This is a genomic window from Enterobacter sp. HK-058-C-ECC (assembly GCF_047531125.1).
Classification (GTDB): Bacteria; Pseudomonadota; Gammaproteobacteria; order Enterobacterales; family Enterobacteriaceae; genus Enterobacter; species Enterobacter quasiroggenkampii.
The window spans coordinates 427,234-444,874 of sequence record NZ_JBLKCH010000001.1 but is presented as its reverse complement, the minus strand read 5'-3'; the positions used below and the strand labels follow the sequence as shown (position 1 = coordinate 444,874).

The 17,641-nt window shown below is 59.9% G+C and carries 18 protein-coding genes and 1 pseudogene; 11 read left to right on the top strand and 8 right to left on the bottom strand.

Going from position 1 to position 17,641, the window contains the following annotated elements; all coding sequences use genetic code 11:
- Window positions 1-124 precede the first annotated feature (124 nt).
- From hemP to ACMWJS_RS02170, 6 genes are all read left to right on the top strand, one after another.
- Complete coding sequence (gene hemP, locus ACMWJS_RS02195) at window positions 125-307, top strand: hemin uptake protein HemP (protein WP_024909414.1); 183 nt, start codon at window positions 125-127, stop codon at window positions 305-307.
- A gap of 77 nt (window positions 308-384) precedes the next feature.
- Entirely contained in the window at window positions 385-2,367 is a 1,983-nt protein-coding gene (locus ACMWJS_RS02190) for a TonB-dependent hemoglobin/transferrin/lactoferrin family receptor (protein ID WP_414746525.1), read from the top strand.
- 47 nt (window positions 2,368-2,414) lie between these two features.
- Entirely contained in the window at window positions 2,415-3,443 is a 1,029-nt protein-coding gene (gene chuS, locus ACMWJS_RS02185) for a hematinate-forming heme oxygenase ChuS (protein ID WP_414746524.1), read from the top strand.
- Window positions 3,440-4,261: a heme/hemin ABC transporter substrate-binding protein gene (locus ACMWJS_RS02180; RefSeq protein WP_414746523.1), complete on the top strand. Its 822-nt coding sequence runs from the start codon at window positions 3,440-3,442 to the stop codon at window positions 4,259-4,261. The genes chuS and ACMWJS_RS02180 overlap by 4 nt, the downstream gene beginning before the upstream one ends.
- Window positions 4,261-5,253, top strand: coding sequence for a FecCD family ABC transporter permease (locus ACMWJS_RS02175; RefSeq protein WP_262779475.1), 993 nt, complete (start codon window positions 4,261-4,263; stop codon window positions 5,251-5,253). Before ACMWJS_RS02180 ends, ACMWJS_RS02175 begins: the two co-directional genes overlap by 1 nt.
- A complete protein-coding gene (locus tag ACMWJS_RS02170; RefSeq protein WP_414746522.1) occupies window positions 5,246-6,025 on the top strand; it encodes a heme ABC transporter ATP-binding protein in 780 nt (259 codons plus the stop codon). The genes ACMWJS_RS02175 and ACMWJS_RS02170 overlap by 8 nt, the downstream gene beginning before the upstream one ends.
- Here ACMWJS_RS02170 and ACMWJS_RS02165 read toward each other — a convergent pair.
- Window positions 6,022-6,915, bottom strand: a complete 894-nt coding sequence (locus ACMWJS_RS02165) for a LysR family transcriptional regulator (protein WP_406914887.1) — start codon at window positions 6,913-6,915, stop codon at window positions 6,022-6,024. The two genes, ACMWJS_RS02170 and ACMWJS_RS02165, sit on opposite strands and share 4 nt — an antisense overlap.
- 140 nt (window positions 6,916-7,055) lie before the next feature.
- Between ACMWJS_RS02165 and ACMWJS_RS02160 the strand changes: the two genes are divergently transcribed.
- The 5 genes and pseudogenes from ACMWJS_RS02160 (at window position 7,056) to ACMWJS_RS02140 (ending at window position 11,830) form a co-directional block, all read left to right on the top strand.
- On the top strand, window positions 7,056-7,763 hold the full coding sequence (locus ACMWJS_RS02160) for a CoA transferase subunit A (protein WP_414746658.1): 708 nt from the start codon (window positions 7,056-7,058) through the stop codon (window positions 7,761-7,763).
- A 2-nt stretch (window positions 7,764-7,765) separates the two neighbouring features.
- Window positions 7,766-8,422, top strand: coding sequence for a CoA transferase subunit B (locus ACMWJS_RS02155; protein ID WP_045910272.1), 657 nt, complete (start codon window positions 7,766-7,768; stop codon window positions 8,420-8,422).
- Window positions 8,423-8,431: 9 nt separating this feature from the next.
- A pseudogene (locus tag ACMWJS_RS02150) lies at window positions 8,432-9,613 on the top strand (acetyl-CoA C-acetyltransferase).
- 41 nt (window positions 9,614-9,654) lie between these two features.
- Complete coding sequence (locus ACMWJS_RS02145; protein WP_176252831.1) at window positions 9,655-11,049, top strand: GntP family permease; 1,395 nt, start codon at window positions 9,655-9,657, stop codon at window positions 11,047-11,049.
- Window positions 11,050-11,059: 10 nt separating this feature from the next.
- Window positions 11,060-11,830 carry a 3-hydroxybutyrate dehydrogenase gene (locus ACMWJS_RS02140; protein ID WP_414746521.1) on the top strand — a complete coding sequence of 257 codons (771 nt, stop codon included), beginning with the start codon at window positions 11,060-11,062 and terminating at the stop codon, window positions 11,828-11,830.
- Window positions 11,831-11,872: 42 nt separating this feature from the next.
- Here the strand turns inward: ACMWJS_RS02140 and selO are convergent, their stop codons facing one another.
- From selO to ihfA, 7 genes are all read right to left on the bottom strand, one after another.
- The gene (gene selO / locus ACMWJS_RS02135) at window positions 11,873-13,315 is read right to left on the bottom strand and encodes a protein adenylyltransferase SelO (RefSeq protein ID WP_414746520.1); all 1,443 of its coding nucleotides are present in this window, start codon (window positions 13,313-13,315) and stop codon (window positions 11,873-11,875) included.
- A 61-nt stretch (window positions 13,316-13,376) separates the two neighbouring features.
- The gene (locus ACMWJS_RS02130; RefSeq protein ID WP_048027544.1) at window positions 13,377-14,093 is read right to left on the bottom strand and encodes an EAL domain-containing protein; all 717 of its coding nucleotides are present in this window, start codon (window positions 14,091-14,093) and stop codon (window positions 13,377-13,379) included.
- A gap of 294 nt (window positions 14,094-14,387) precedes the next feature.
- The gene (locus ACMWJS_RS02125; protein ID WP_008500650.1) at window positions 14,388-14,852 is read right to left on the bottom strand and encodes an NlpC/P60 family protein; all 465 of its coding nucleotides are present in this window, start codon (window positions 14,850-14,852) and stop codon (window positions 14,388-14,390) included.
- A 74-nt stretch (window positions 14,853-14,926) separates the two neighbouring features.
- Window positions 14,927-15,682 (bottom strand): vitamin B12 ABC transporter ATP-binding protein BtuD, encoded by a 756-nt coding sequence (btuD, locus tag ACMWJS_RS02120; RefSeq protein ID WP_045910266.1) that lies wholly within the window; start codon window positions 15,680-15,682, stop codon window positions 14,927-14,929.
- Window positions 15,682-16,233 (bottom strand): glutathione peroxidase, encoded by a 552-nt coding sequence (locus tag ACMWJS_RS02115; RefSeq protein ID WP_048027541.1) that lies wholly within the window; start codon window positions 16,231-16,233, stop codon window positions 15,682-15,684. Before ACMWJS_RS02115 ends, btuD begins: the two co-directional genes overlap by 1 nt.
- Window positions 16,234-16,255: 22 nt before the next feature.
- On the bottom strand, window positions 16,256-17,236 hold the full coding sequence (btuC, locus tag ACMWJS_RS02110; protein WP_414746519.1) for a vitamin B12 ABC transporter permease BtuC: 981 nt from the start codon (window positions 17,234-17,236) through the stop codon (window positions 16,256-16,258).
- Between the two features lie 103 nt (window positions 17,237-17,339).
- The gene (gene ihfA, locus ACMWJS_RS02105) at window positions 17,340-17,639 is read right to left on the bottom strand and encodes an integration host factor subunit alpha (RefSeq protein WP_003857805.1); all 300 of its coding nucleotides are present in this window, start codon (window positions 17,637-17,639) and stop codon (window positions 17,340-17,342) included.
- Between the last annotated feature and the right edge of the window lie 2 nt (window positions 17,640-17,641).

Below are 17,641 nucleotides of genomic sequence, written 5' to 3'. Positions count from 1 at the left end.
ATCAGACCGCACCTCACCCCCAAATTTGATCCTCTCACCCTTTTTTCACAAAAACGCTTGCCGTGAATTTGCAGTTTATTGATAATGATTATCATTGTTACATTGATTGTCATTTATAAACATTATGTCACGTACGGATAACAGCGCGGCAACGCCAGCAAAAACAGACACAGCACCAGCCCCAACCGAGCGTCGGATTGACAGCAAAACCCTGCTCGGCGATGAGGGCCGGGTCATTATCGAGCATGACGGCCAGCGCTATCTGCTGCGCCAGACCCATGCCGGAAAACTGATCCTCACAAAATAAACAACACAAAAAACTACGCCAGCCACCCAGGTAAACCCCAGGCAGCCAGCGCTTTTCAATTCTAATGGAGAGTTGCTATGCCACACCTGCCTTCCGCGTCTTTACGCCCGTCACTTCTGACGCTGGCGATTGTCAGCGCCCTGCCGACCGCGGCGTTTGCTGCCACAGATGACATTACCGTCACCGCCACGGGCAACGCCCGCAGCGCCTTTGAAGCCCCCATGATGGTGAGCGTGATCGACGCCAGCGCGCCGGAGAAGCAAACCGCCAGCTCGGCGGCCGACCTGCTGCGTAACGTCCCCGGACTGACGCTGGACGGCACCGGGCGCACCAACGGGCAGGACGTGAACCTGCGCGGCTATGATCGTCGCGGCGTGCTGGTGCTGGTTGACGGCGTGCGTCAGGGCACCGACACCGGTCACCTGAACAGCACGTTCCTCGATCCGGCGCTGATTAAACGTATCGAAGTGGTTCGCGGCCCGTCGGCCCTGCTGTACGGCAGCGGCGCGCTGGGCGGCGTGATTTCTTATGATACCGCCGATGCGAAAGATCTGCTGGAGCCGGGTAAGAACAGCGGCTATCGCGTGTTTGGGACGGGCGCGACGGGCGATCACAGTCTCGGCATGGGGGCCAGCGCCTACGGCCGCACCGACACCCTGGACGGTCTGGTGGCCTGGTCCAGCCGGGATCGCGGTGATATTCGCCAGAGCGACGGAGCAACCGCCCCTAACGACGAATCCATCAATAACATGCTGGCGAAAGGCAGCTGGAAAATCGACCCGGCCCAGACCCTGAGCGGCTCCCTGCGCTACTACAATAATGACGCTCAGGAACCGAAAAACCCGCAAACCCCCGGGGCGGACAGCAGCAACCCGATGACCGATCGCTCCACCATTCAGCGTGACGCGCAGGTGGGCTATCACATCGCCCCGGAAGGTAACGACTGGCTGAACGCCGACGCGAAGGTCTACTGGTCCGAAGCGCGCATTAATGCCCAGAATATCGACAACAGCGGTGAGTTCCGCAAGCAGACCACCAAAGGCGGCAAGGTGGAAAACCGCACCCGCCTGTTCAGCGACACCTTCGCATCACACCTTATGACCTACGGCGGGGAATATTATCGTCAGGAGCAACATCCGGGCGGGGCAACCACCGGCTTCCCGGAGGCGAAAATCGACTTCAGCTCCGGCTGGCTGCAGGACGAAATTACCCTGCGCGATCTGCCGGTCACCCTGCTGGGCGGCACGCGGTATGACAACTACCGCGGCAGCAGCAATGGCTACGACGATGTCGATGCCGATAAGTGGTCATCCCGAGCCGGGTTGACCGTCAGCCCGACCGACTGGCTGATGCTGTTTGGCTCTTATGCGCAGGCGTTCCGCGCGCCTACCATGGGCGAAATGTACAACGACGCCAAACACTTCTCTATTGGCCGCTTCTATACCAACTACTGGGTGCCGAACCCGAACCTGCGCCCGGAAACCAACGAAACGCAGGAGTTTGGTTTCGGTCTGCGCTTTGACGATCTGCTGCTTGCCAACGATGCACTGGAGTTTAAAGCCAGCTATTTCGATACCAAAGCCAAAGACTACATCTCCACCACCGTCAATTTCGCGGCGGCAACCACCATGTCGTATAACGTCCCGAACGCCAAAATCTGGGGCTGGGACATGATGGCAAAATACTCTGCCGACCTCTTCAACCTCGACCTGGCCTACAACCGCACGCGCGGGAAAGATACCGATACGGGCGAGTACATTTCCAGCATCAACCCGGATACCGTTACCAGCAAGCTGGACATTCCGGTGGCACAGAGCGGTTTTTCCGTCGGCTGGATTGGCACCTTTGTCGATCGCTCAACGCATATCAGCAGCAGCTACAGCGAGCAGCCGGGCTATGCGGTCAATGACTTCTATGTCAGCTATAAGGGCCAGGAGCGGCTCAAAGGCGTGACCACGACACTGGTACTCGGCAACGCCTTCGACAAAGCGTACTGGTCACCTCAGGGCATTCCGCAGGACGGCCGTAACGGGAAGATTTTCGTCAGTTATCAATGGTAATCCCTTCGCCCCGGCTGACCGGGGCATTGCTTTGAAAGGAAGAGACAATGAATCACTACACACGCTGGCTTGAGCTAAAAGAAGAAAATCCGGGTAAGTACGCGCGCGACCTTGCAGGGCTAATGAACATCAGCGAAGCGGAGCTGACCTTTGCCCGCGTGGGCCACGACGCCTGGCGACTGTACGGTGAAGTCCGCGAGATCCTGGGCGCGCTGGAGGCGGTGGGCGAAACTAAATGTATCTGCCGCAACGACTACGCCGTTCACGAGCAGGTCGGGAACTTCACCAACCAGCACCTGAACGGCCATGCCGGGCTGGTGCTGAACCCGCGTGCGCTGGATCTGCGCCTGTTCCTCAACCAGTGGGCAAGCGCGTTTCACATCAGTGAAGCCACCGCCCGCGGCGAGCGGCAGAGCATTCAGTTCTTCGACCATCAGGGCGATGCCCTGCTGAAGGTCTACGCCACGGACAACACCGACCTTTCCGCCTGGGGCGACGTGCTGACCCGTTTTATCTTTGCCGATAATCCACCGCTGGCGTTGAAGGCGCCCGACGCGCCTGCTCACGCGGAAAGTCCACAAGCCGCCCTCGTGGACAAAGAGTGGCGCGCCATGACCGACGTGCACCAGTTCTTCAGCCTGCTCAAACGTCATAACCTCAGCCGCCAGCAGGCGTTTCGCCTGGTGGGGGACGATCTGGCCTGTCGGGTAGAGAACAGCGCGCTGGCGCAACTGCTGGAGACGGCGCGTCGGGACGGCAATGAAATCATGGTCTTCGTCGGCAACCGCGGATGCGTGCAGATTTTCACCGGCGTGGTGGAAAAGCTGGCGCCGATGAAAGGCTGGCTGAACATCTTCAACCCAACCTTTACCCTGCACCTGCTTGAAGACGCCATTGCGGAGACGTGGGTCACGCGCAAACCGACCGCGGACGGGCATGTCACCAGCCTGGAGCTGTTTGCCGCCGACGGGACGCAAATCGCCCAGCTGTACGGCCAGCGTACGGAAGGCGAGCCGGAGCAGAGCCAGTGGCGCAGCCAGATTGACGCCTTAACGGCGAAAGGGCTGGCCGCATGAAACGGTGGCTTGCCCTGTTCAGCGCCCTGCCCCTGCTGGCGTTTGCTGCGCCGCAGGAGAAAATCATCACGCTCGGCGGCGACGTCACCGAGATTGTCTACGCCCTCGGCGCGGCCCCTTCCCTCGTGGCCCGCGACAGCACCAGCCAGTGGCCGCAGGCGGCAACCGCGCTGCCGGACGTGGGCTATCTGCGCCAGCTCAACGCGGAAGGGATCTTATCCATGCGCCCTACGCTGGTGCTGGCCAGCGCCCAGGCGCAGCCGTCTCTGGCGCTCAAGCAGGTTGAGCAAAGCCACGTCAGGGTCATCGCAATTCCTGCCGGTAACGATCTGAGCGTCATTGACGAAAAGGTACGGATCGTCGCTGAAGCGACGCACCGCGAGGCCGAGGGGCGAGCCTTGCGCAAGACGCTGCGTCAGGCGCTGTCGACGCTTCCCGCGTCGCCGCTCAATAAGCGGGTGCTGTTTATTCTCAACCACGGCGGAATGACCGCTATGGCTGCCGGACAACAGACCGGCGCGGACGCGGCCATTCGTGCGGCGGGGCTGCAGAACGCGATGCAGGGGTTCACCCGCTATCAGCCGCTGTCTCAGGAAGGCACGATTGCCAGCCGACCCGATCTGGTGGTGATTTCGCAGGACGGCATCAACGCCCTGGGTGGGGAAGCGAATCTGTGGGCGCTGCCCGGCCTGGCGCAAACCCCGGCAGGACGGAACAGGCAGGTGCTGGCGATTGATGACATGGCGCTGCTGGGCTTCAGCGTGCGAACGCCGGAAGCCATCCGGGAGCTGCGTGCCAAAGCGGAGCAACTGCCCTGATGTCCCGGCGAGCCGCACTGTCATTATGGATGCTGGCCGCGCTGCTGGTCGTCACGACGCTGACGGCCAGCGGTATTGGCGCGCTGCGCCTGCCGGTCAGCCTGCTGTGGAACGGCACCGACGAGGCCCTGCGTCAAATCTGGCTGACGATCCGCCTGCCTCGCGTGCTGCTGGCGCTGGCGATCGGCGGTTCGCTGGCGCTGGCGGGCTGCGTGATGCAGGGACTGTTTCGCAACCCGCTGGCGGATCCGGGCCTGCTCGGCATCAGCAGCGGCGCGGCGCTTGCCGTCGCCCTGTGGGTAGTGCTTCCGCTCTCGCTGCCAGCGCTGGTGATGCTGTATGCCCCGATGCTGGCGGCGTTTCTCGGCGCGCTGGCCGCCACCGTCGTGATTTTCCTGCTCAGCCGACAGCGTGACGCTTCCCTGTCGCGCCTGCTGCTGGTGGGCATTGCCATCAACGCCCTGTGCGGTGCCGCCGTCGGCGTGCTGTCATGGCTCAGCAATGATGCCCAGCTTCGCCAGCTTTCCCTCTGGGGAATGGGCAGCCTCGGCCAGGCGCAGTGGTCGACGCTGCTGGCCGTCGCGTCGCTGATGATCCCCACCCTGCTGACGATCTGGCGTCTGGCAGGGCCCCTCAACCTGCTGCAGTTGGGCGATGAAGAGGCGCACTATCTCGGCGTGGAGGTTGCCGCCGTGCAGCGGATCCTGCTGTTGTGCAGTGCCCTGCTGGTGGCTGCCGCCGTTGCGGTCAGCGGCGTGATCGGTTTTGTCGGCCTGGTGGTGCCGCACCTGGTGCGCATGTGGCTGGGAGCCGACCACCGGGCCACGCTCCCCGGCTCGGTGCTGGCCGGTGCGCTGCTCCTGCTGGTGGCCGATACGCTGGCGCGTAGCCTGGTCGCCCCGGCGGAAATGCCGGTCGGCTTATTGACCAGCCTTCTCGGCGCGCCGTGGTTCCTGTGGCTTATCTTTCGTCGCGGAGGTGCGCATGGCTGAACGCTATTGTGCAGAAAACCTTGTTTTTCGCGCCGGGCAACGCACGCTGATTCACGACGTGACGCTGACCTTATCTCAGGGCGAGCTGGTGGCGCTGATTGGCCCCAACGGCGCCGGGAAATCGACGCTGTTGCGGCTGCTTACCGGCTACCTTAAACCTGCGGGCGGACGGTGCAGCCTGGCGGGCACACCGCTTGCGGCCTGGCAGCCGGACAAGCTCTCCCGCTACCGGGCGGTGATGCGCCAGAACACGCAGCTCGGATTTGACTGGCCGGTTGAGGCGGTCGTCGGTATGGGCCGAGCGCCCTGGACCCGCACGCCTGAAGCGGCGGTGATCGAGGAGGTCATGGCCATCACCGGCTGTTTACCGCTGGCGGGCAGGCAGTTTGCCGCGCTCTCCGGCGGCGAGCAGCAGCGCATTCAGCTCGCCCGCGCGCTGGCTCAGCTCTGGTGCGACGGTGCGCCGCGCGGCTGGCTGTTTCTTGATGAACCCACCTCTGCGCTCGATCTCTATCACCAGCAGCATCTGCTGCGCCTGTTGAAATCCCTGACCAGCCGGGGACATCTGCACGTTTGCGCGGTGCTGCACGACCTCAACCTGGCAGCGCTGTGGGCGGATCGCCTCCTGCTCCTGCACAGCGGCAGGATCGTGTCCCAGGGAGAGCCGGAAACCGTTTTGCAGGCCGATGCGCTGGCGCACTGGTACGGCGCACAGGTTCATGTCGGCAGGCACCCGGCTCACGCCGCGCCACAGGTGTTTCTCGCCCCTTAATCGGGCTGGTAAAAAACCTTCAGCGTTTCCAGCAGGGCATGCGCCGCTTTTGAAAGCTGCGTGTGCCCGGGATGGATCACTCCGATACACTTTTCAATAGGCGGACTGTCCAGCGGAATACAGACCGCGCCCAGCGACGCCATCTGCGTCTTGCAGAGCGCCGGTACGGCGCTGCCGCCCAGCCCGCTTGCGACCATCCGCCCGACCGTCACCAGCTGATGACTTTCAAGCGCGACGTCCAGCTTTCTGCCGCTTCGCGCCAGCTCCTCTTCCATCATCAGACGCACCGCCGACGGGCGCTGCAGGGTGATGAAATCCAGCGTCAGCAGCGCTTCCCATGTCAGGCGCTTTTTGCCCGCCAGCGGGGAATCTTTCGGCACAATGGCAACAAAGCGGTCGAGACCCAGCGGGGTAAACAGCAGGTTATGCGTGGGCGCGGGCTCAAAGGCGATGCCCATCTCGACCCGCCCTTCCCGCACCATCTCAATCACCTGCTCGTTAATCACGTCATGCACGGTGACGTTGATCCCGGCATGGCGATCGCGAAACGCTTTCAGCACCTCGGGCAGGACATTCGCGGCAAACGACGGCATCGCCGCGACCGAGATTTTACCGCGCTGCAGGGTAAAGCACTGGTGCATCGCCTCTTCGACATTATCCCAGTCGGCAAGCAGCTGCCGCGCCATCGGCAAAAATGTCTCGCCCTCCTGCGTCAGCGCGACCTTGCGCGTGCTCCGCTGCAGCAGCGGTCCGCCGAGCGCATCCTCCAGGGCTTTAATCGTCAGGCTCAGAGCTGGCTGGGAGAGATTCAGCCGTTCGCTGGCGTGGGCAAAATTCAGAGTGTGAGCTACCGCTAAAAACGCGCGTAACTGTTTGACACTCATTCTCATTTTTCATCCTGTTAACTAATTGAAAAAATTTAGTTAACAGGAAATTAATAAAAAAACCAAATGAGTGGGTCACAAATTCAAAATTAACAAATGAGTTGCCGCCCCTAATGATACCGCCACGGTTAAGAGGAGGAATGACGATGGCGGGACTGGATAAGCGCGTCGACAGCTATGCGCAGGCGCTGGATGGGCTGACGGACGGGATGACTTTGCTGGCGGGCGGCTTCGGCCTGTGCGGTATTCCGGAGAACCTGATTGCAGAGGTCAGACGCCGTCAGGTGAAAGATCTGACGGTGGTATCAAACAACTGCGGCGTGGACGGCTTCGGTCTCGGGCTCCTGCTTGAGACGCGGCAGGTTCGTAAGGTAGTGGCTTCTTACGTCGGCGAAAACGCGCTGTTCGAGCAGCAGGTACTGAGCGGTGAACTGGAGATTGAACTCACGCCTCAGGGCACGCTGGCGGAAAAGGTGCGCGCGGGCGGTGCGGGTATTCCGGCATTTTACACGGCCACCGGCTACGGCACGCCCGTAGCTGCAGGCAAAGACGTGCGCCAGTTTGCCGGTAAGCATTACATCCTCGAAGAGGCCATTACGGGGGATTTCGCGCTGATCAAGGGCTGGAAAGCGGACTGGTACGGCAACGTCGTCTACCGGCATACCGCGCAAAACTTTAATCCGCTGATGGCAACGGCGGGCCGGATAACGGTCGTCGAGGTGGAGGAGATTGTTGCGCCGGGTGAGCTTCCCCTGTCGGCCATTCATACCCCGGGCATTTACGTCGACAGGCTGATTGTTGGCCAGTTTGAAAAACGCATTGAACAGCGCACGCTGCGCGCGGAAGGAGTGTGACGATGTTAACCCGTGAACAGATGGCCATGCGCGTCGCCCGCGAGCTGCGCGACGGATATTACGTCAACCTGGGGATCGGCATTCCTACCCTGGTGGCGAACTACATTCCGGAAGGAATGGACGTGATGCTTCAGTCGGAAAACGGGCTGCTGGGGATGGGCGCGTTCCCTGACGAGCAGAGTCTCGACGCCGACATGATCAACGCCGGTAAACAGACCGTGACCGCACGGACGGGCGCGGCCATTTTCGACTCAGCCCAGTCGTTTGCCATGATCCGCGGCGGCCATGTTGACCTGACGGTGCTGGGCGCGTTTGAGGTGGACGTCGAAGGCAATATCGCCTCGTGGATGATCCCCGGAAAGATGGTCAAGGGAATGGGCGGCGCGATGGATCTCGTCGCCGGGGCGCAGAACATTATCGTGGTGATGACCCACGCGTCAAAAAGCGGTGAGTCAAAGCTGCTGTCGCGCTGCACGCTGCCGCTTACGGGCGCGGGCTGCATCCGCCGGGTCTTAACCGACCTCGCGCTGCTCGAGATCGCGGACGGCGCGTTCATCCTGCGGGAATACGCCCCCGGCGTCAGTATCGACGAAATAGCGGCCAAGACGGCCGGAAAAATGATTGTGGCGGACGACGTTCGCGAGATGCGCTTTAGCTGAGGACTCAGGATGAAAGAGGTCATGATTGTCGGGGCAACGCGGACCCCCATTGGCAGTTTTCGCGGATCGCTCGCGCCCCTCTCTGCGGCTGAGCTGGGGGCCGTCGCGGTTCATCGTCTGCTTGAAAACAGCGGTCTTCCTGCTGAGACGATAGATGAGGTGATTTTCGGCCAGGTGCTGACGGCGGGATGCGGACAAAACCCTGCGCGTCAGACGGCCATCGCCGCCGGGTTACCCGTCAGCACGCCAGCGACAACGGTCAACCTGGTGTGCGGCGCGGGATTAAAAGCAGTGCAGCTCGCCGCGCAGGCGATCCGCTGCGGCGACGCTGAGGTAGTGATTGCCGGCGGACAAGAGAGCATGAGCAACGCCCCCTATCTGCTGGACGGCGCGCGTTCAGGGCTGCGTTTTGGCCATACGGGCCTGCAGGACAGCATGATCACGGACGGTCTGTGGGACGCGTTCAACGATTACCACATGGGGATCACCGCTGAAAACGTCGCCCGGCAGTACGGCATTTCCCGCGAGCAGCAGGACGCCTTCGCTGCCCGGTCGCAGCAAAAAGCGGCCTCGGCCGCCGAAGCGGGCCGGTTTGATGCCGAGATAGCCCCGGTGACGGTGAGGCAGGGTAAAAAGCCGCCGCTTATTGTCAGCCGTGACGAGCAGCCCCGGCCAGGCACCACCGCCGAGCAGCTTGCGCAGTTGCGCCCCGCCTTTTTGCAGGAGGAAGGCACGGTCACGGCGGGAAATGCCTCCACGCTCAACGACGGCGCCGCGGCGGAGCTGCTGATGAGCGGCGAAAAGGCGCGGGAGAGCGGTTTGCCGATTCTGGGGCGCATCGTGAGCTATGCCGTGACGGGCGTTGACCCGTCGGTGATGGGCATCGGGCCGGTCAGCGCCTGTCAGACGGCGCTTGCGCGGGCGGGCTGGACGCTCGATGACGTGGACCTCATTGAAGCCAATGAAGCCTTTGCCGCCTAGGCGCTGGCGGTGGGCCAGCAGCTCGGCTGGGATGAACGCAGGGTGAACGTTAATGGCGGCGCGATCGCCCTCGGTCATCCGATTGGCGCCTCCGGCTGCCGCATCCTCGTGACGCTGCTTTACGAAATGCAGCGCCGTGACGTCAAAAAGGGGCTCGTCACCCTGTGCGTAGGCGGCGGGCAAGGCATTGCCCTCACCGTCGAGCGTTAAACATCTCGTTGGTACCCGAATAATAATGACAGTGAGGAGTCGTGATGAGTGTATTAATTGCCCTGGCGGCGCTGGCGCTGCTGATGCTGGCGGCCTATCGCGGATATAGCGTGATTTTGTTTGCGCCGATTGCGGCGCTCGGTGCGGTACTGCTGACCGATCCGGGCGCCGTTGGCCCGACGTTTACCGGTCTGTTCATGGAAAAAATGGTGGGCTTCGTCAAGCTCTACTTCCCGGTGTTCCTGCTGGGGGCGGTGTTTGGCAAACTGATTGAGCTTTCCGGCTTCTCGCGCTCCATCGTCGCCGCCGCGATTCAGATCCTCGGCCGTCGCCACGCCATCCCGGTGATTGTCCTGGTGTGCGCGCTGTTAACCTACGGCGGCGTGTCGCTATTCGTGGTGGCGTTTGCGGTTTACCCGTTCGCCGCGGAACTGTTCCGCCAGAGCGGCATTCCTAAACGACTGATCCCGGCCACGGTAGCGCTGGGGGCATTCTCGTTTACCATGGATGCCCTGCCCGGCACGCCGCAGATCCAGAACATCATTCCCACCAGCTTCTTTGGTACCAACGCCTGGGCCGCGCCATGGCTGGGGCTTATCGGCTCTCTGTTCATTATCGTCTTTGGCCTGCTCTGGCTGGAACGCCAGCGGCGTAAGGCGCTCAGCAACAACGAGGGTTATGGCACGGATCTGAAAAATGAACCGGAGACGCCGGACAACATTAACCTTCCGCATCCGCTGATTGCCATCGCCCCGCTGCTGGTGGTGGGCATACTGAACCTGCTGTTTACCCGCTGGATCCCCGGCTGGTACGGCACGAGCCACGAGCTGACCCTGCCCGGTCTGGCGAAACCGATCGTGACCGAGGTGAGCAAGATCACCGCCATCTGGGCCGTGGAGGCGGCGTTGATCGCCGGTATCGTGCTGGTGCTGATTTTTGGCTTCCGCAACATCCGGGGACGCCTGGCAGAAGGCAGCCGGACGGCGGTGAGCGGTGCCATTCTGGCGGCGATGAATACCGCCTCGGAGTACGGTTTCGGCGCGGTTATCGCCGCCCTGCCCGGTTTTCTGGTGTTATCCCACGCGCTGGCGGCCATTCCGAATCCGCTGCTGAATGAAGCCATCAGCGTGACCGTTCTCGCGGGGATCACCGGCTCGGCGTCCGGCGGGATGAGTATTGCGCTCGCCGCCATGTCCGACACGTTTGTCGCCGCCGCGCACGCCGCCAATATCCCGCTTGAGGTGCTGCACCGCGTGGCGTCAATGGCGAGCGGGGGAATGGATACCCTACCCCATAACGGGGCGGTGATTACCCTGCTGGCTATCACTGGCCTGAGCCATCGCCAGGCCTACGGCGGCATTTTTGCTATCACGATTATTAAAAGTCTGGCAGTGCTTTTTGTCATTGCCGTGTTCTATCTGACCGGCATTGTGTAAGGAGAGAAAGATGAATCTGAACGGTAAAACCGCCCTGGTCACCGGCTCGACCAGCGGCATTGGCCTGGGGATCGCCCGCGTGCTGGCGAAGGCCGGGGCGCAGCTGATCCTCAACGGTTTCGGCGACAGCGAATCAGCAATTGTTGAGATTGCGCAACTGGGCAAAAAGCCGGGCTATCACGATGCGGACCTGCGTGACGTGCTGCAAATTGAAGCCCTGATGCGCTACGCCGAATCGCAGTTTGGCGGCGTGGACATTCTCGTCAACAACGCTGGCATACAGCACGTGGCGCCGGTTGACGCGTTTCCGGTGGAGAAATGGAACGACATTATCGCCATTAACCTCTCGTCGGTGTTTCACACCAGCCGGCTGGCGCTCCCTGCCATGCGCGAGAAAAACTGGGGGCGCATCATTAATATCGCCTCCGTTCACGGGCTGGTCGCGTCAAAAGAGAAGTCGGCCTATGTGGCAGCCAAGCACGGCGTGGTGGGCTTTACGAAATCGCTGGCGCTGGAAACCGCGCGCACCGGCATTACCGCCAATACGATCTGTCCCGGCTGGGTGCTGACCCCGCTGGTGCAGCAGCAAATTGACAAACGTATCGCTGACGGCGTACCGCCGGAGCACGCTCGCGAACAGCTTCTGGCGGAAAAACAGCCTTCGGGCGAGTTTGTTACTCCGGAGCAGCTGGGCGAACTGGCGCTGTTTTTGTACAGCGACAGCGCCGTTAACGTTCGCGGCGCCGCGTGGAATATGGACGGCGGCTGGGTCGCGCAGTGATGTTCAGGCCGGGTAAGGCGAATCCGCCCCCCGGCCAAAAGACTAGCTGGAGCAGCTGACCTCCAGCCGCTTGCCCCAGTCAGGCGGGCGGCTGACGTAATCATCATCCCGGTCGGCAAACGGCGTGCGCAACGCCACGTGCAGACGGTGTAACTCGTCGTACTCGCCCTGCTCTGCCTGCTCAATCGCCCGCTGCGCCAGCCAGTTGCGCAACACCATCGCCGGGTTCGTGGCGTTCATCTGCGTCTGGCGGGTCGCGTCATCCACCTGCTCCTGCTGCAGCCGCGCGCGGTAGGATGCAAACCAGTCGTCAAACGCCTGTCTGTCAATAAACTCATCGCGCAGCGGCGAGGCGGCGCTGTACTGCTCCGTCTGCCCCAGCATCCGGAAGGTGCGCGTGTAATCGCTGCCCTCGCGCGCCATCAGGGCAAACAGGCCATTGAGGATGTCGTTATCGCCCTTCTCCTGCGTCACCAGCCCCAGCTTATTGCGCATCAGCGTGCCATATTCTCGCAGTAAGATCTCCTGATAGCTGTCGAGGGCATCATTCAGGGCATCAACGTCGATAAACGGCGACAGGGTTTGCGCAAGCCGCTGCAGGTTCCACAGGCCCACCGCGGGCTGATTGTCAAAACTGTAGCGCCCCTGATAATCGGAGTGGTTGCAGATATAGCCTGGCTGATAATCATCCAGGAAACCAAACGGGCCGTAGTCAAAGGTCAACCCGAGAAGCGACATGTTATCGGTATTCATGACACCATGGGCAAAGCCTACCGTTTGCCAGCGGGCAATCAGGGTGGCGGTACGAGCCACCACGTCCCTGAACCAGAGAACGTATTTATCCGCCTCGTCCTGCCAGTGCGCCCAGTGGTGACGAATGGCAAAGTCTGCCAGCTGGCGCACCTTTTCCGGCTCGCGACGATAGTAAAAGTGCTCAAAATGGCCGAAGCGCAGATGGCTTTGCGCGATACGCATCAGCATAGCGCCCTTTTCCACGGTTTCGCGCACAACCGGCGTGTCGCTGGTCACGATCGACAGCGCTCGGGTGGTGGGGATACCCAGGGCATGCATCGCCTCGGAGCCCAGGCACTCGCGAATCGTTGAACGCAGAACCGCACGCCCGTCGCCCATCCGCGAATACGGCGTCAGGCCCGCGCCTTTCAGGTGCCAGTCAACCGTCTCCCCGTTGGGAAGCTGTTGTTCACCGAGCAGGATCCCCCTGCCGTCGCCCAACTGTCCTGCCCAGACGCCAAACTGATGTCCGCTATAGACCTGAGCCAGGGGTTGCATACCGGCGAGAAGCGTTTCGCCTCCCCAGATGCCAGCGCTCTCTGAACGCTGAAACAGCTCAGGCGGAATGGCCAACTCTTCTGCCAGCCGATCGTTATGCCAGATAAGACGTGAATTTTGTAAAGGTGTGGGTTTGAGTGCGGTATAAAATCCCGGCAACTCGTCATGCCAGCGAGCAGTAAAAGACAGGGTCATAAGTCCTCCTGCTTTTAGTGTAGAGGGTTTACCCGGACTTAAACACGGGCGAAAGCAAGGGTTATCGCTGCTGAACCAGCGTAGTGACGTGTTCCGCCGAGACGGCAGGCCAGAGTGTTCCCTGCATGGCGCCAAAATTAAAGGAAAGCACGCGCTGCAAGAGGCCGTGGTCATCAATGCCTGAGACAATCACAGACTGGCAGTGCGGCGTGATTTGCCAGAGGATGGCGCGCATAAAGGGCTCAAAAGAGAGTTCCGCCGCACGCTGCTGAATGAAGCCTTTATCGAGAATGACCCGTTTAAATAATCCATCGTAGACCGCCTTGAGCGATGCCGCGCCTGCGCCAAAGTTTGCCAGCACCAACGGAAAATGGATTGCCATTCTCGCCAGCTGAAGATCGTCCTTTCCGTTATTTAAACCTGGATAATTCTCATTAACAGTAAACTCAAGAAACGGATAACGCTCAAGAATTGAAACAGCGTTTCCATTACTTAATAAAAATTCAACTATTGCAGGTGTAATATTGATCCATGCAATTAACTGATGCTGAATAAAAAACAGTTTACAGGTATCAAGCAATTGCAATTTTTCGTTAAACAGCGTTAACTCTTCAGCCGCTGAAAGTCGTGGGATAACAAGCTCAGTGGGGATCCGCACATCGCTGCCGACGCCAGTAAAGTTAACCAGAATTTCTAAACCTTTAAGCTCCCCTGCGCTATTACGGGCAGGCAGAAGCAGCAGTTCAGACTGGTAAGCATTATCTAGCGTAATTATCATTGCACTCGCCCCGCATTAAAGATGAGAGAGGACATCCTGGAGCAATTGCCGACACAATTCCACTGTCTTGATTTTAATAAGATTAATTTCATTAGTTCCGTATTAATTTTCAGATTTATCCCTGAATCTAAAATAATCTTATCCTGGTTGCAGAATAATAGCCAGTTTTAGATAAAACAGACACATGCGGGATTCGCTAATTTTAGATAAATTTAACTTTAATCATCTTATTTGAGAAAAAACGGCATGTTTTATTCGTCTCCATGCCGTCATAAGAGAGGTATACGACGAAGACTATATACGTCGTGCCTGCCAGAAATTTTTACGCCAGTAGACATTATCCAGGGAAGAGCGCATCACGCCGCGGCTGGTTGACGCGTGAATGAACTGGTTGTCAGTGTCATAAATGCCCACATGAAGACCGCTTTCCCCCGATCCGGTTTTGAAGAAAACCAGGTCCCCGGGCAGAAGATCGTCTTTATCAATTTCCGTGCCGATTTCTGCCTGTTTGCGCGTTTCGCGCGGCAGCTGTAAATCAAACTTGTCGCGGAAGGTCATCAGAACGAAGCCGGAGCAGTCCACACCGCCACGGCTCATACCGCCGTAGCGATAAGGCGTGCCGCGCCAGTTGCTCAGCTGATCGTTGAGGCTGGCGATGACGGTGATCGAATCTGAAAGCCGTGGGTTAGGCGGCGGTGCACGATGGCTACTGCATCCCGCAAGAAAAAGTGCGGCCATCAGGAGAAACCAGAATCGCATTTTCAGACGAATCCTCTGCTTTTTTTGTTCTTTTCGTAATTTAGCGTGCAACTGTACTCACAGGCAAGAAACGCTTACTCCTGCCCGGTCGAAATCAGCATCTTATGGCCCTCGATATCCAGCCTGCGGAACGACATGTTGTACGCGCGGGCAAGATTGGGCGGCGTCAGAACCTGATCCCGCGTACCGCTGGCGATCATCTTCCCCTTCGCCAGCAGCCACACCCGGTGGGCATGTCGCAAGGTGTGGTTGAGGTCATGACTGCTCATCACCACGGCGATGCCTTTTCGGCTCAGCGCGCTTAGCAGCGTATCCAGGGCCGCCTGCTGCGCCACATCCAGACCGCTCATCGGTTCATCGAGAAGCAGCATCCGACCATGCGGGTTACCGGCCGGGTGGATCTGGACGATGACAGCCGCCAGACGCACCCGCTGCCATTCACCGCCGGATAGCTGGCTGACATGCCGGGAGAGTTTATCTTCCAGCCCCAGCGCCGCGGCCACGTCCGCCAGCAGCGCCGTACGGTGTTTGTCGTGCAAATGCAGCATCAGATACTGCCAGACCGGCATCGCAAAAGGCGGCACCTGCTGCTGCACGAGATAGCTGCGCCGATGCGCCAGTGAGACCGGAGACCAGTCGGCCAGCGTATGCTCCAGCAACGTTATCTGCCCTTCTCCGGCAGTCATGCCCGCCATCCGTGCCAGCAGCGTGCTCTTTCCGGCGCCGTTTGGCCCGACAAGATGCAGGATTTCTCCCGCATTGACGGTGCCGGTTATCGGCTCCAGACGTCCCTTCTCGGCAACGTCCGTGAGCTGCATCAGCAGTGACATTATTTCGCCAGCGCCAGCTTGATAGATTCCATGACGATCGGATCTTCAGGGGTCATATCCGGTGAAAAACGCTGAACGACCTGGCCGTCGCGACCAATCAGGAATTTTTCGAAGTTCCAGAGTATATCGTCCGGGTAAAGCGGCGCGCGGCCTTTGCTGGCCATGCGTTCATAAAAACCGCTGCCCTCCGGCGCAACGGCTTTCGGTGCGGCAGCGATCAGCTTCGCATACAGCGGATGGCGGCCTTCCCCGTTGACATCGATTTTGCTGAACAGCGGGAACGTCACGCCGTAAGTGGTGCTGCAGAAGGTTTTAATCTCCTCTTCGCTGCCCGGCTCCTGGCCCAGGAACTGGTTGCAGGGGAAGCCCAGCACGGTGAAACCGTCTTTTTCCCAGGCCTTCTGAATGTTTTCCAGCTGCTCGTACTGCGGCGTCAGGCCGCATTTGGATGCCACGTTGACGATCAGCAACACGTTGCCTTTGTAGCCTTCCAGCGTGGTTTTATCGCCATCAATGGTGGTCACTTCAGTATTCAGGATATCTGACTGCATAGCATTTCCTCAGGTTGTCGATTTAACGTCCAGCTTTTAATAGTAGCCAGATAAAGACCGGCGCGCCCAGCGTGGCGGTCACCACGCCGATGGGCAGCTCTGCAGCCGTCAGGGCAAGCCGGGCGATGATGTCAGCTACCAGCAGCGTGACGGCCCCGGCAACCGCCGAGGCCGGAAGCAAGGTTCGATGGTCCGTGAGGCCACACAGACGGAGCATGTGCGGGATCACCAGGCCAATAAAGCCAATCGCGCCCGCCAGTGCCACGCTGACGCCGACCAGCCAGCCAATGGCGATCACCAGCGCATTACGCCAGAACGCAATCGGCATGCCCAGCTGGCGGGCTGAGGTTTCACCCAGCGCGAGCATATTCAGCGGCTGCGCCTGCAGGGCTGCCCACACGATGACCGGCACCAGCAGTGCCATCAGCCAGCCCTGCTGCCAGTCGACACCGCCAAAGCCGCCCATCATCCAGTACATGAGCTGCCGCAGGTCAAAGGAGGTCGAGAAGTAGACCGCCCAGGTCATCAGCGCGCTACAGATGATCCCCAGCGCCACGCCGGCAAGCAGCAGACGGCTGGTCGATAAATGCCGTCTGGCAAAACGAAGCAGGATGAGCGTTATCAGTAATGCGCCGAGAATCGCGCTCAGGCTAATACGCCATCCGGAGAGTTCGCCTCCGCCCAGCATTACCGCCGCAATCAGCCCCACGCCCGCACCGTTGGACACGCCGAGCAGCCCGGGCTCCGCCAGGGGATTCTCAAACAATGCCTGCATTATGGTGCCGCACAGCGCCAGCGCGGCGCCCACCAGCATCACCGCGACGGTACGCGGCAGACGAATTTGCCAGACGAAGAGCTGTCCGTCAGGTCCCCACCAGCTTTCGGGCCCTATCCATCGGTCACCGGCGCAGAGGCTAACGCCTGCGGCAATAATGAGCAGCAGCGCCAGCAAAAGCAGGCGACGCCGATCGGAACGGTGCTGGTGATGGGCATAATCAAGCATGTGTACGGTTTTAGTAGCGTGAGATGTAATTGATTTTACGGCGGGTTTACCAAAGAGCGCAAAGAAAAAAGGCCGCGTGGGCGGCCTTTTTAGTTAGTTCATATTACTCTGCTTTGGGCGTTGCGTTTTCGACACGGCTTTTTAACTTCTGGCCGGGTCTGAAGGTCACCACGCGGCGGGCTGTAATGGGAATATCTTCCCCCGTCTTCGGGTTGCGGCCCGGACGTTGGTTTTTGTCGCGCAAATCAAAATTGCCAAAACCGGAGAGTTTTACCTGCTCACCATTTTCCAGAGCACGACGGATCTCTTCGAAAAACAGCTCTACCAGCTCTTTGGCATCCCGTTTGCTAAGCCCAAGCTTATCAAACAGATATTCTGACATTTCAGCTTTTGTAAGCGCCATAG